We start from the raw sequence: 13,644 nt of genomic DNA, 5'->3' as shown, positions 1-13,644 counted from the left end.
CTAGACTCCCAACCGGCCGGCAGCGAACCGGTAGAGACCGAACAGGCCGAGCGACAGGGCTATGTTGACCACGGCGATGATGCAGGCGACCTGGTAGGCCGATTCCTGGATCGCCTTCCCATAGATCAGCAGCGGCAGCGTGATGACGCCCTTGGCGCCGATGAACAGGACGATGCCGAATTCGTTGACGGTGAGGAGCAGGCAGAGGCTGCCGCCGGCGATGAGCGCGGGGACCGCCGCCGGCAGAATGACCTGGCGTACAATGCGGAACGGTCGCGCGCCAAGCACGCTTGCCGCTTCGATCTGGCCGCGATCGACCAGCGAAAAGGCGGCAAGCAGCGGCCGCAGGATGAAGGGCGTGTAGACCGTGACCTCGGCCAGCACGACGCCCCATGTCGAATAAAGGAAATCGACCGGCGGCAGCGGCAGCGAGAAGGCTTCCATCAGCCCGGAGTTGAGCATGCCGGCGGAGCCGTAAAGGAAGGTGAAGGCCAGCGTCACCAGGAAGGTCGGCAGGGCGATGAAAGTGTCGATCAGCCTGGCGATGAAGCCGCTGCCGGGAAACGGCACGAAGGCGAGGATCAGCGCCAGCACCAGGCCGACGACCAGGCATCCGGCGGTCGCCGTGACCGAGATCGTCACCGTGTTGACCAGCGCGTTGAGGAAGAAGCGCGAATGCATGACGCGGACGATCTCCGCGACATTGGCGACGCCGCTGTCGTCGAGGAAGGCCTGACGTACAATCAGCGCCAGCGGGTAGAAGAACAGCAGTGCCAGCAGGGCCGCCGGCGGCACGATCCACAGCCGGCCCGGCTCTCGCTTTCTGGCCGTCGGCATACCAATGGCGAGCGCTTCAGACACCGGCGTCTTCCGGAAGAAGCGACGTATCGGCCGGCGCGAAGAACAGCGGCACCTCTGTGCCGGGTTCCGGCAAGGCCATTGGCAGTTTCGTTGCCGAGACGCGCACCGGCGTGCCGTCGACATCGAGCACCAGATGCGTGAGTTCACCCTGCCAGTGCACCTCCCTGAGCGTGCCGACAATGCGGTTGGTGTGCTCGCTGTCGGCCGTCAGGCTCAGATGCTGCGGCCTGATGCAAAGCAGGCTCTTGTCGCCAACCTTCTCGCCGCGACCGGCACCGGCGAGTACGGCATCGCCATGCTTGGCCATGGCAAAGCCTTTCGGGCCCGCAGCCTCGGCAACCGTCACCGGCAGAAGGTTGGCGCGACCGAGAAACTCGGCGGTGAAGCGGTTTGGCGGACGGCGATAGAGTTCGGTCGTCGGTCCATGCGAACAGACCCTGCCGTCGCGCATGATGGCGATCTTGTCGGCAAGCGTCAGCGCCTCGGTCTGGTCGTGGGTGACGTAGAGGATGGTCAGGCCCGGCAGGCTGCGGTGCAGACGGGCGATCTCCTCGACCATGTTGCGGCGGATCTGCGCGTCGAGCGCCGAAAGCGGTTCGTCAAGCAGGAGCACGCGCGGCCGCACGGCAAGCGCCCGCGCAATCGCGACGCGCTGCTGCTGGCCGCCCGAAAGCTCGCGCGGATAACGCCGGGCAAACGTCGCCATGCCGACGGTGGCGAGCGCATCCTTCACCCGTTCGCCGATCAGCGCCTTGTCGGCGCCTTGTGCCCTGAGGCCAAAGGCGACGTTGTCCTCGACCCGCATATGCGGGAACAGCGCGTAGTTCTGCACCACCATGCCGAGCCCACGCTCATAGGGCGGCAGATCGGTGACGTCGGTGGCGCCGATGCGGATGCGGCCGCTTGCCGGCCGCACGAAGCCGGCAACGGCACGCAGAGCGGTCGTCTTGCCGGAGCCGGACGGGCCTATCATCGCCAGGATTTCGCCAGGCGCGATGTCGAGGGTCAGCGGATGCAGGACGACATGGGCGCCATAGGCGACAACGACCTTGTCGAAGTGGACGTTCGAGCCGGCGCCGCGAACCTTCGCGGCGTCGATGTCCGTGACACTAGGGCCCGTGAAGGCGGCGGCCGACATGGCATTGTTCTCCGGATTGCTTCCCGTGCGGATCAACTTCCGGTCGCTTCGTTCCACTTCTTGACGTAGTCGGGAAGCTTGCTCAGCGCCTCGTCCCAGTTCGGCGACCAGATGGTCAGGCCTTTCATCGCCTCCTGCAGCTTGGCGAAATTGGCGTCGGACGGCGTCACGTCCTTGCGGGCCGGCATGCCGAGGGCAACGGAACTTACAGTCGACTGTGCCTCCTTGGACAGCAGGAAGTCGATCAGCTTCTTGCCGTTGTCGCTATTTGGCGCACCGGTGACCAGGCCGATTTCATAGGGCAGCGCAAAGGTGGAGCGGGTGCCATCGGGGCCAGCGGGCCAGAACACCTTGATGTTGGGATTGTCTGCCATCTGCGACATGTTCATCTGCAGGTCGCCATTGGCCACATGCAGCTCGCCCTTGTTGACCAGCGCGGTCAGCTTGCCGGTCGAGGCGGACGGGCCGACATTGTTGTCCTGCAGCTTCTTCATGAACTCGAAGCCGGCATCCTCGCCGCCAAAGGCATGGATGATCTGCAGCATGACGGCCGTGCCGTCGCCAGCCTGGCCGGGGGTCGAGTACTGGATCTTGCCCTTGAACTTCGGATCGAGCAGATCGTTATAGCTCTTCGGTGCTTCCGACAGCACGGCGCTGTTGTAGATGAAATTCATGAAGTTGTTGACCAGCGGCCGGTACTTGTCGGTGCCGCCGTCGATCTGGGATGCGGCTTCGGGTTTGTAATCCTGCAGCAGACCGTCCGCGGCGGCGCGCTGGATGAAGGGCGGCAAGGTCACCAGCACGTCGGCCTGCGGGTTCGACTTTTCCTTGGCGACGCGCTCGACGACGCCGCCCGAGCCTGCCTCGATATACTGAACGGTGATGCCGGTGGCCTTGGTGAAGGCTGCGAATTCGGTCTCGTACCAGCTGCCATTGCCGTCATGCAGCCCATCGGCGGAGTAGACGGTGACGACGCCGTCGGCGAGTGCCGGCCCAATGAGAGCCGCCGATGCGAGCAATGCGGCGAAGGCCGCGACCATGGTTGCGTTCCTTGATTTCATAACCAGTTCCCCTTTGATTGAAGGCACATTCTGCGATGCACTAGGACCAACCGGCCTTTGGGTCTCTGGCGGACGTTGAGCCGGTTGGATGTCTTCGTTGTGACAACTCTGGGGATTGGGCATCGATAAGTAAAATCTATTTATTTTATGATAGCCAAACTTTCTCTGATATTTGTCATGGAACTGTCGCATCGATGTCGTGAATACAAATATGCTGCGCCGATGGCGGCTATCGGTTTGAAAATATAGGTTATCGGCCGAACACAATGCCTGCGGTCTGCGCCCGCAATCGCGGATCATGCGAGCGGATGGTCACTGGCCGGCCTTCGAGAATTTCGAAACAGCGCGCGAGCGTGTCGTCTTCCAGCCGGCGCATCGCCTCGTAGGTGAAGAAGGTAAGATGCGGAAACAGGATCACATTGTCGCGACCGAACAATGCGCTCATCGGATGGCCTGACCTCGCCAGCGGCTCGACCGAATAGACATCGAGCCCGGCACCACCGATGCGACCGGCAACGATCGCCTCGACGAGCGCCGCCTCATCGATCAGCGCGCCGCGCGAGACATTGACGATGATGGCCGACGGTTTCAGGCAGGCGAGCTCATGCTTGCCGATCAGGCCGCGTGTCTGGTCGTTCAGCACGCAATGCAACGAAACGAAATCACAGGCACGCAACATGGCGTGCAGGTCGTCGGCCTTCTCGATGCCGGCGGCGCGCATCGTCGCGGCATCGACACCGGGATCAAAACCAACGACGCGCGCGCGAAATCCCCGGCCGGCCATGCGCGCCATGCTGCGGCCAATCTTGCCGCAGCCGACCAGCCCAAGCGTGGCGCCTGATATATCGCGTCCCAGCCAGCGCTGTTCGGGCCAGATCCAGCCGTCTCGCGTCATTGCCTGGGTGATCCCCGGCAGCCGCTTGGCGAGCGCAATCATCAGCGCGAAGGCGCCTTCGGCGACGGTTTCCTCGGCATAGTCGGGCACGTTGACCACGGGAATGCCGCGCCGCATCGCTGCGGGAATATCGATGGCATCGATGCCGACGCCGTATTTGACGATACCCTTCAGCCTGGGAGCGGCATCGATCACCCGCGCCGTGATCGGCGTGTAGCACATGAGCAGGAGATCCGCGTCGGCGACCGCGTTGGCGAGATCGGCTTCGGGAATGCCATCCGGCAGCGTCACCAGGTCGACGCCCTTCGCCCGCAAGCCGGCATCAATTTCAGGGCATTCGAGTTCGCGGTCGGTGCGGACGGCCTTCATGATCAGGCGGCCATCACGGCGTCCTCGACAATGTCGAGCGCGCGGTCGAGATCGGTCTTGGAAATAACCAACGGCGGCGAGAGCGTCAGCACGTTGCCGTGGCTGACCTTGAAGCTCAGGCCTTGTTCCAGGCAAGCGTAGAAGACACGTTCGGCGAGGTCCCGCGCCGGCTGGCGTGAAGCACGGTCCTCGACGAGTTCGACGCCGACCATCAGCCCCCTGCCCCTGACGTCGCCGACATGGGGCGAGCGCGCCATCAGGTCCTGCATACGTGCAAGCATATGGCCGCCAAGCTCAGCCGAACGCTCGACCAGCCCCTCCTCCAGGATGATGTCGATGGTCGTCAGCGCCGCACGCGTCGTGACCGGGTTTTTCTCATGGGTGTAGTGACCGATGGCAAAGCCGCCAGTGACGTCGAGGTCGCGGCGCGCGATGACGGCGGCGATCGGCAGGATGCCGCCGCCGAGTGATTTGCCGAGGACAACGATGTCGGGCGTTACGCCGTCATGCTCATGGGCGAAAAATTTTCCGGTCTTGCCGAGGCCGGTCGGGATCTCGTCGAAGATCAGCAGCGTGCCGTGCATGTCGCAGGCCTCGCGCACCCGCTTCCAGAAGCCGGCTGGCGGCGGATTGGGCGTCGCGCGCATCGGCTCGGCAACGACCGCCGCCACGTCCTGCTCGCGGCCGAGCACATAGGCGATCATGTTGGCGCAAGCGAGCCCCGATGCCTCGAGGCTATCGTGGCCATAGGGGCAACGATAGCCATCCCAGGGCGCGACATGCTCGGTGCCGGTCATCATCGGGCCTGATATATGCGAACGGAACGTCGCCTCGCCGCCGACGCTGGCAGCGCCGAAGCCGGCGCCATGGAAAGCGTCCCAGAACGACACCGTCTTGAAACGGCCGGTGGCCGCCCGCGCGATCTTCAGCGCGACCTCGATGGCATCGGAGCCGCCGGTGGTGAACAACACCTTGCCGAGATCGCCGGGAGCCAGCGCGGCCAGTTTTTCGGCCAGTTCGACGGCGGGCTCGCAGGTGAAACGGCGCGGCGCGAAGCAGAGGTCGTCGAGCTGCTTCTTGATCGCCGCCACCAATCTCGGGTGGCCGTAGCCGAGGTGATGCACGCTGTTGCCGTGGAAATCCATGAAGCGGCGGCCGGCGGTGTCCTCGATCCAGATGCCTTCCGCCCTAGCGATCGTCGAAAGACAGGGGCTGGACAGGCTCTGGTGCATGAACGCGGCGGCATCGCGATCGAGCAGGCCGCGAATGCGGGGATCGTTCTGGCCGGTATCCCAGCGGCCGCGCGCCGCCGTCGTGTTGGAATCGCCTTCGGTATGCACAAGCTCTGATATCGCGGCCATCATTGTCTCCGAAATGCGAATGAGGGAGCGTGGGACGCTCCCTCTGTTTGTTCTGCCAGCTTATGTGACCCGGTCAGGACCAAGGCAGTGAAAATGTCTTCACATTGGTGTAGCTCTTCATCGCCTCGATGACGCCTTCCTTGTAGCCATTGCCGCTGTCCTTGATGCCGCCGAAGGGCGACATCTCGATGCGGTAGCCCGGCACTTCCCAGATGTTCACCGTGCCGACCTGCAGGCCGGCGATGTATTTCTGCATGCGGGGAAACGAGTTGGTGCAGACGCCCGACGACAGGCCGAAGGCGGTCGAGTTGGACAACGCGATCAATGCTTCATCGTTATCTGGCGCGCGCACGATCGGGATGATCGGCCCGAACGTTTCTTCCATCACCAGTTCGGATGTGTGCGGCACGCGGTCGACGACGATTGGCGGCAGCAGCGCACCCTGACGACCCGGGTTGTAGAGGATCTCAGCCCCCTGCTCGGCCGCCATGTGGACGCGCGCTTCGAACAATGCCGCCGCCTTCTCATGCACGACGGTGCCGAGATCGGTCGAGCGGGCCATCGGGTCGCCGAAGCGGATCTTCTTCGCCCGCTCCAGCACCAGCGGCACGAAGCGGTCGGCGACGCTTTCCTGGACGAGGATGCGCTTGACCGCCGTGCAGCGCTGGCCGGAGTTTTTGGTCGCGCCCGCCACGGCGAGGTCGGCGGCCTTGGCCAGATCGTCATCGGAGAGATCGTTGAGGATGATCAGCGGATCGTTGCCGCCGAGTTCCAGCACCTGGCGCCTGTAACCGGCGGTGCGGGCGATCATCTTGCCGACGGGCACGCCGCCGGTGAAGGTGATCAAGTCGATATTCTCGTTGGTGATCATCTCGTTGCCGATGTCGACCGGCCAGCCGGTTACCACCGAAAGCATTTCCGGCGGCAGGCCGGCCTCGTAGAGAATGTCGGCCAGCATCAACGCCGTCATCGGCGTCAGTTCGGTCGGCTTCACCACCACGCAATTGTTGGTGGCGATGGCCGGCGCCACCTTGTGCGAGACCATGTTGAGCGGATGGTTGAATGGAGTGATCGCCGAGATAGCCTTCAGCGGCTCGCGCGTGGTGAAGATCTTGCGCGCCTTGCCGTGCGGGGTGAGGTCGCAGGAGAATATCTGGCCATCGTCCTGGATGCACATCTGCGCCGACAGCGTGAACACGTCATAGGCGCGGCCGACTTCGTAGAGCGAGTCGGCCTTGGAGATACCGAGCTCGAGCGTGATCAGATCGGATATCTCTTCCCGGCGCGACGCCAGAGCTTCCGCCGTGCGGAACAGGATCTGCTGGCGCTCGTAGCGCGTCAGCTTCGACTTGTAGCCTGCAGCGATCTCGAACGCCTGGCGGGCGTGTTCGGCGCGGCCGGCGGGGACGGTGCCGATGACGGTGTCGTTCCAGGGGTAACGCACCTCCACGACACCATCGGCATCGATCTTCCTGCCGGCGATGCGCATCGGCTCGTGGCGAACTTTGATGGCGGGGTCAAGTTGGGTCATGTGCTCTGCTCCAGCAGATTCTTGGGTACGTCGCGGCGAGGGGTCGACCCCCACTCCGGCCCTTCGGGCCACCTCTCCCCCGATCGACGGGGGAGAGGAAGGCCGCCAGGGCTAGCGGCGGCTTAGCCTAAAAGCGTGGTGGCGCCGACCTCGCCTGATTTCCTCTCCCCCGTCGATCGGGGGAGAGGTGTCGAGCGAAGCTCGACGGAGTGGGGGTCGACCAGCGCCATCATGGAGGCGACACCTACCGGCACCCGACCCATCCGTCACGCGAGCGCCGCGGCAAGCGTGGCGTAGTAGAAGGCGTCGAAGTTCCTCAGCGCCGGCTCATCAGGCAGATCCGGCAGCATGCGGTTGACGATGAACGGCACTTCCTGCTCGGTCAGCCCGCCATGCGAGCGCAGCGGCTCGTTCAGCGCCGCCAGATCATGGCGATGTTCCGATGTGCCGATCGTCTTGTTCTCGGTCGAGACCAGCACGATGTCGCCGATGCGGTCGGCCGGCAGTTCGAAGCGCTCGCAGGCCGTCCGGCTATCGACGACCAGCATGATGCCGTCAACCTTGGCCAGCCGCGCCATGATGCCCGCCTGGTCGGCGCCATCAGGCAAATAGGCGGTGGCGAAAGAGCCCAGCGCGCCATGGTGCACGACATAGGGGTCGGTGATCGGCAGGATGACGCGGGCGGCATCCTTGCCCAGCCATTCGTCAAGCAGGTCCTGGACGTAGACGACGTCGGGCGCACCGTCGGCCTTGTGCTTGGGCTTCATGCCATGGTCGGCAGTGACGACGATCGCGGCGCCCAGCGCATCGAGTTCGGTCAGGTACTTGTCGAACATCTCGTAGAAGGCGTTGGCCTGCGGCACGCCCGGTGCGTATTTGTGCTGCACATAGTCCGTCGTCGTCAGGTACATGATGTCGGGGCGGAATTCCCTGAGCAACTGGACGCCGGCGGCGAAGACGAATTCCGACAGTTCGGCCGAATAGACTTCCGGCACAGGCAGGCCGAAATGCTTCGAGGCATTGTCGATGCCGTGCTCGCCAACCGTGGTCGTATCGGACTTCTCCGCCGAAAAGCACAGCGCGCGCCCTTCGTCGAAAGACAGACCCTTGCCGAGCAGCGCACGCAGCTTGTCTTTGGCGGTCACCACGGCAACCTTGGCGCCCGCATCATAGAAGGCCTGAAAAATGGTCGGCACGCGCAGGAAGCGCGGGTCGTTCATCATCACTTCCTTGCCGGTCTCGCGCTCGTAGAGATAGTTGCCGCAAATGCCGTGCACCGAGGGCGGGCGACCGGTGGCGATCGACAAATTGTTGGGATTAGTGAAGCTCGGAATAACTGAGTGTGCGAAACGCACCGTGCCCTTCTCCTTGATCCTGACCAGGGCCGGCATCAGCCCGGCCTTGATCGCTTCATCGAGATAGGCCGGCTCGCAGCCGTCGAGGCAGATGGCGATTGCCGGCACGCGCGGCCAGGCGTAGGTGCGGCCGTTGACCGCGACGTTGATGGGAGACATCTGGTTCATCTGGTATCCTCGAAATCGGCCGCTCAGGCGGCGAGTTTGGCGCGCTCGGCGATTGCCGCGGCGGGTGGAGCGGCGGTGTCGACGCCCATTTCATCAAGCGACTGTGCCGCCGCCTCGACGACGCGGCGCATGACATGTTCGTCCATTTGGCCGATGCAGCCGACACGGAAGGAGTCCACGACCGTCAGCTTGCCGGGGTAGATGATAAAGCCCTTGTCCTTCATCAGTTCGTAGAAGCGATCGAAGGCGAAGTTGGCGTGGGCAGGGTTGAAGAAGGTGACGATGATTGGCGACAGCCAGCGGTCCTTGAGCAATGTTTCGAAGCCGAGTTCGCGCATGCCCGACACCATGACGTCCCGGTTCCTGGTGTAGCGGGCACCACGGCCGGCAACGCCGCCTTCGGCCTCATGCTGGCGCAGCGCCTCCAGGAAAGCGGCGACGACATGCGTCGGAGGCGTGTAGCGCCACTGGCCGGTCTTGTTCATATGCGCCCACTGCGCGTGGACGTCGAGCGACAGGGAATGGCTGCGCCCCTTGGCTGCCTCCAGTTCGCTCTTGCGGGCGATGATGAAGCCGAAGCCGGGCACGCCCTCGATGCATTTGTTGGCCGACGAGACCATCGCCTCATAGCGGATCTCGTTGACCTCGAGCGCGACGGCGCCGAACGCGCTCATGGAATCGACCAGCAGCTTGCGGCCCTTGGCATGGACGGCCTCGGCGATCTCGGCAACCGGGTTCAAAATGCCGGAGCTGGTCTCGCAATGAATGGCGATGACGTGGGTGATGGCGTGGTCGGCTTCGAGCGCTGCCGCCACCTCGTCGCCGCGCGGCGGCAGGTAATCGCCCTTGTCGATCAGCGTATAGGCCCGGCCGAGATACTGCATGGTCTGTGCGGCACGAAGGCCGTAGGCACCGTTGGCCAGCACCAGAACCTTGCCATCCCTGGGCACGAACGAGCCCAGCATCGCCTCGACACAGAACGAGCCTGAGCCCTGCATCGGCACGCAGTCGAACTCGCCATTGGTGTCACCGGTCAGCGCCAGCAGGCGGCGGCGCATGTCTGACGTCATGGCGCGGAAGTCGCCGTCCCATGATCCCCAGTCGCGCAGCATCGCCTGCTTGACCGAATAGGCCGTGGTAAGCGGCCCGGGGGTCAACAGATAGGGCTCGCCCAGCGCCGGCCTGGCCAGCGGCTCCGCGGCAAATTTCGTTTCGGCGAGCATGATGTCCTCCGACAGGTCGCTGCTTTTTTGATGTCGCGCCATTGTTGGCTGAGGTCACATATTTGTAAAATCGTTATTTTGTATCGACATATCGATTTCACTTATGACCTGATGCATGGAGCACAAGCTGCATGGCGCTCGTGACAGCTTCGTGAAACCCGGCAGGCCAAAGCATAAAGCGAATCGTTTGTTTCCGGCTTTTGCATAGCAGGGCTTATGATAGGCTGCTGGCAACCAGAGAGGCGAGAGCGAAGAAGATGCGCTATGTTCAGTTACGGGCCTTTCATCAGGTGGCGATCTCCGGCGGCTTTTCGCGGGCGGCCGAAGCGCTGTTCCTGACCCAGCCGGCGATATCGGACCAGGTGCGCAAGCTCGAGGAAGAGTACGATGTCCTGCTGTTCAACCGTAACAAGAAGCAGGTCACGCTGACCCATTCCGGCCAGAAACTGCTCGAAATAACCCACCGCATGTTCGACACCGAGCAGCAAGCGCTTGAGCTTCTGACCGAGTCGCGCGCCCTGCGCTCCGGCACGCTGCGCATCGTCGCCGATGCCGCGCATCATCTGCTTCACATTCTCGGCAGCTTCCGCGCCCGCTATCCCGGAGTGCAGGTCTCGGTGCGTGCCGGAAACACCGAGACGGTGATCAGCAGCCTCTACAGCTACGATGCCGATATCGGCGTGCTGGGCGAGGTGCCCGCCGGACGCGACTTCGAAGTGCTGAAACTGAACTCGACGCCAATCATCGCCTTCACCTCGATCGACCATCCGCTGTCGGGGAAGAAATCGCTGACGCTCAAGCAGCTCGCACAGGAATCCCTGGTCATGCGCGAGCGCGGCTCGAAGACGCGCCAGAAGCTCGAAGACCTGGCAGCGGCTTCTAAGGTGGAGTTGAGGCCTGTGATCGAGGCAGAAGGCCGCGAAGCCGTGCGCGAAATCGTCGCCTCGGGCGCCGGTATCGGCTTTGTCTCGGCGGCCGAATTCGGCCAGGATTCGCGGCTCGTCCCAATCACCATCGACGCGCCCGAGACCTTGATGGACGAGGCGCTGATCTGCCTGCGCGAGCGCAGCGGCGGCAAACTGGTGCGCGCCTTTCTCGACATGGCGCGCTCTATGTCGACGGATTAAGCCGCGGCACGAACCTCCACCACATCGGCTTTCACCCGCTCCGATTTCGGATCGTAGGGGCTGCGCAGATGCACGGTAGCCGCATGGCGTACGCCGGCTAGATCGATCTCGAAATGGCCGCCGCTCAGGAACACAGCATCCACGCCGGTTTCGTTTTCGATCAAGCCGAGCGCCACTGACCGGCCAAGCGTATGGCCGTAGGCGGCCGAGCGGACCTCGCCGACCGGCCTGCCGTCGCGCAGGACCAACTCACCGCCCCACAGCATCGGCTCGGTGTCGTCGAGCGTAAGGAGCACGATACGCTTTGCCGGTCCCGACGACGACTTTGCCTCAACAAGCGCGTCATGGCCGATGAACCCACCCGGTTTGTCCATGGCAACGGCAAAGCCAAGCCCCGCCTGCCAGGGATTGATATCAGGCGTCAGTTCCCGACCCCAGGCCCGAAAACCCTTTTCAATGCGCAAGGCATCGAGCGCGTAGTAGCCGGCGTCGGCCAAACCGAATTCGCGGCCGCCCTCATGCAACGCCTCGTAGACGCCGACGGCGAATTCGGCCGGCACGATCAGTTCCCAGCCGAGTTCGCCGACATAGGTCATGCGGTTGGCATAGGCAGTGGCGTAGCCAATATCGATTTCGCGAATGCTGGCGAAGGGGAAGCCGGCGTTGGAAAGATCGGCCGACGACAGTTTGCAGAGGAGATCGCGCGAACGCGGCCCCATCAACGCCAGCACCGCGTAAGCAGAGGTAACGTCGGTCAGGACGGCGTGGGCATGGGCCGGAATGTTCTTGACGATCCAGTCGGCATCGTGGACCGCCTGGGCGGAGCCGGTAACGATGAGGAATCTTTCCGCGCCAAGCCGCATCACGGTGAGATCGCTTTCGTAACCGCCGCGCGCATTGAGCACGCCGGTGTAGACCGACGTGCCGACCGGCACATTGATGTCGCCGGCGCAGATGCGGTTCAACACGGCACAGGCATCGCGGCCCTGGACAAGAAGCTTGGCGAAGGAGGTCTGGTCGAAGATGGCGACGGCTTCGCGCGTCGCCTTCATCTCGCGCCGCACGGCCTCGTGCCAGTTCTGGCGACCGAAGGCATAGTCGTTCCCGGCTTTCTCTCCCGGCGCCGCGAACCAGTTGGCACGCTCCCAGCCCATCTTGGAACCGAAGCAGGCGCCCTTGGCGGCGAGCCGATCATAGAGCGGCGAGCGGCGGAACGGCCGCGCGGTATCCAATTCGCGGTTCGGCCACGGCATGGCGTAATGCAGGCCGAGCGTCTCCTTGACGCGGTCATGCAGCCAGCGCGGATTGTTGTTGAAAGCGGCGAAGCGCCTGATGTCGACCGGCCACAAATCCATGGTCGGCGCGCCGTTGACGATCCATTCGGCCAGTGCCTTGCCGGCGCCACCGGCACTGGCAATGCCCATCGAATTGAAGCCGGCGCCGACATAGAAATTCTTCAACTCCGGCGCCTCGCCGAGGAGGAAATTGTTGTCCGGCGTGAAGCTTTCGGGTCCGTTGTAGAATTTCTTGACTTCGGCCTGCGCCAGCTGCGGCACGCGCACCAGCGCGTTTTCCATCAGGATCTCGAACTGGTCCCAGTCGTCGGGCAGCAGCGCGAATTCGAAATTTTCGGGAATGCCGTTCATGCCCCACGGCTTGGCGTGCGGCTCGAAGCCACCCATCACCAGACCGCCGACCTCCTCCTTGAAGTAGATGAAGCCATCGGGGTCGCGCATGACAGGCAGGTCCGGATGCACACCCTCGATCCGGCCGGTGACGATGTACATGTGCTCGGCCGAATGCAGCGGCACCGAGACGCCGCACATCAGCCCGACCTTGCGGGCCCATTGGCCGGCGCAGTTGACGACGATCTCGGCGGCGATGTCGCCGCGGTCCGTCTCGACGCCGCAGGCGACGCCGTTTTTCACCGTGATGCCGGTGACCTGCACCCGCTCGAAGATTTTGACGCCACCATTGCGCGCGCCCTTGGCCAGCGATTGCGTGAGATCGGTGGGATTGGCCTTGCCGTCTCCGGGCAGCCAGACGGCGCCGACCAGATCGTCTGTCGCCATCACCGGCCAGAGCTCGGCTGCCTCGCGAGGCGAGATGACGTCGATCTCGACCCCTTGGGCACGCGCCGACGCGGCCGTGCGCTTCAACACCGTCATGCGGTCGGTGGTGCGCGCGACGGACAGCGAACCGCAGTTCTTCCAGCCGGTGGCGAGGCCGGTCTCGGCCTCCAGTTCGCTGTAGAGCTGCGTGGAGTACCGGATCAGGCTGGTCATGTTGGAATGGCTGCGCAGCTGACCGACAAGACCGGCCGCGTGCCAGGTGGTGCCGCCGCTGAGTTGTCCCTGCTCAAGCAGCACCACATCGCTCCAGCCCAGCTTGGTCAGATGATAGGCGACCGAGCAGCCGATGATGCCGCCGCCGACAATGACAGTTCGAGCCTGGGTGGGAAATTCATGTGCCATGAGCGTTCCGCCATTTGAGGGATGGCCGAGACATTACCATGGGAAAACCAAATATCAACTCATAATATCACAAAATATCAC

Annotated in this window: 10 protein-coding genes; 1 reads left to right on the top strand and 9 read right to left on the bottom strand. The window is 63.6% G+C overall.

The features are described 5' to 3' along the window. The 8 genes from FJ543_RS24705 to FJ543_RS24670 form a co-directional block, all read right to left on the bottom strand. Positions 1-861, bottom strand: coding sequence for a 2-aminoethylphosphonate ABC transporter permease subunit (locus FJ543_RS24705; protein WP_140877918.1), 861 nt, complete (start codon positions 859-861; stop codon positions 1-3). Continuing rightward, positions 854-1,999: an ATP-binding cassette domain-containing protein gene (locus FJ543_RS24700; RefSeq protein WP_140877916.1), complete on the bottom strand. Its 1,146-nt coding sequence runs from the start codon at positions 1,997-1,999 to the stop codon at positions 854-856. Before FJ543_RS24700 ends, FJ543_RS24705 begins: the two co-directional genes overlap by 8 nt. A 32-nt stretch (positions 2,000-2,031) precedes the next feature. After that, on the bottom strand, positions 2,032-3,060 hold the full coding sequence (locus FJ543_RS24695) for a 2-aminoethylphosphonate ABC transporter substrate-binding protein (protein ID WP_140877914.1): 1,029 nt from the start codon (positions 3,058-3,060) through the stop codon (positions 2,032-2,034). Between the two features lie 250 nt (positions 3,061-3,310). Beyond that, positions 3,311-4,324, bottom strand: coding sequence for an NAD(P)-dependent oxidoreductase (locus FJ543_RS24690; protein WP_140877912.1), 1,014 nt, complete (start codon positions 4,322-4,324; stop codon positions 3,311-3,313). A 2-nt stretch (positions 4,325-4,326) separates the two neighbouring features. Next, positions 4,327-5,685: an aspartate aminotransferase family protein gene (locus tag FJ543_RS24685; RefSeq protein WP_140877910.1), complete on the bottom strand. Its 1,359-nt coding sequence runs from the start codon at positions 5,683-5,685 to the stop codon at positions 4,327-4,329. A 73-nt stretch (positions 5,686-5,758) separates the two neighbouring features. Beyond that, positions 5,759-7,216, bottom strand: a complete 1,458-nt coding sequence (gene phnY / locus FJ543_RS24680) for a phosphonoacetaldehyde dehydrogenase (RefSeq protein WP_140877908.1) — start codon at positions 7,214-7,216, stop codon at positions 5,759-5,761. Positions 7,217-7,482: 266 nt separating this feature from the next. After that, complete coding sequence (phnA, locus tag FJ543_RS24675) at positions 7,483-8,739, bottom strand: phosphonoacetate hydrolase (protein WP_140877906.1); 1,257 nt, start codon at positions 8,737-8,739, stop codon at positions 7,483-7,485. Between the two features lie 23 nt (positions 8,740-8,762). After that, on the bottom strand, positions 8,763-9,962 hold the full coding sequence (locus tag FJ543_RS24670) for a 2-aminoethylphosphonate--pyruvate transaminase (protein ID WP_140877904.1): 1,200 nt from the start codon (positions 9,960-9,962) through the stop codon (positions 8,763-8,765). Between the two features lie 257 nt (positions 9,963-10,219). On the opposite strand from FJ543_RS24670, the gene FJ543_RS24665 reads away from it, so the two are divergent. Next, entirely contained in the window at positions 10,220-11,089 is an 870-nt protein-coding gene (locus tag FJ543_RS24665; RefSeq protein WP_140617485.1) for a LysR substrate-binding domain-containing protein, read from the top strand. On the opposite strand, the gene FJ543_RS24660 is transcribed toward FJ543_RS24665, so the two are convergent. Beyond that, positions 11,086-13,563, bottom strand: a complete 2,478-nt coding sequence (locus FJ543_RS24660; protein ID WP_140877902.1) for an FAD-dependent oxidoreductase — start codon at positions 13,561-13,563, stop codon at positions 11,086-11,088. The genes FJ543_RS24665 and FJ543_RS24660 overlap by 4 nt on opposite strands. Positions 13,564-13,644: the final 81 nt, after the last annotated feature.

It is taken from the genome of Mesorhizobium sp. B2-5-7 (assembly GCF_006440875.1).
GTDB lineage: Bacteria > Pseudomonadota > Alphaproteobacteria > Rhizobiales > Rhizobiaceae > Mesorhizobium > Mesorhizobium australicum.
This window is presented reverse-complemented; position numbering and strand designations above follow the sequence as displayed.

Coding starts and splice junctions, on each gene's coding strand:
- FJ543_RS24690 (WP_140877912.1), bottom strand. CDS start 4,324: ATGAAGGCCGTCCGCACCGACCGCGAACTCGAATGCCCTGAAATTGAT.
- FJ543_RS24700 (WP_140877916.1), bottom strand. CDS start 1,999: ATGTCGGCCGCCGCCTTCACGGGCCCTAGTGTCACGGACATCGACGCC.
- FJ543_RS24685 (WP_140877910.1), bottom strand. CDS start 5,685: ATGGCCGCGATATCAGAGCTTGTGCATACCGAAGGCGATTCCAACACG.
- FJ543_RS24695 (WP_140877914.1), bottom strand. CDS start 3,060: ATGAAATCAAGGAACGCAACCATGGTCGCGGCCTTCGCCGCATTGCTC.
- phnA (WP_140877906.1), bottom strand. CDS start 8,739: ATGAACCAGATGTCTCCCATCAACGTCGCGGTCAACGGCCGCACCTAC.
- FJ543_RS24660 (WP_140877902.1), bottom strand. CDS start 13,563: ATGGCACATGAATTTCCCACCCAGGCTCGAACTGTCATTGTCGGCGGC.
- FJ543_RS24665 (WP_140617485.1), top strand. CDS start 10,220: ATGCGCTATGTTCAGTTACGGGCCTTTCATCAGGTGGCGATCTCCGGC.
- FJ543_RS24670 (WP_140877904.1), bottom strand. CDS start 9,962: ATGCTCGCCGAAACGAAATTTGCCGCGGAGCCGCTGGCCAGGCCGGCG.
- phnY (WP_140877908.1), bottom strand. CDS start 7,216: ATGACCCAACTTGACCCCGCCATCAAAGTTCGCCACGAGCCGATGCGC.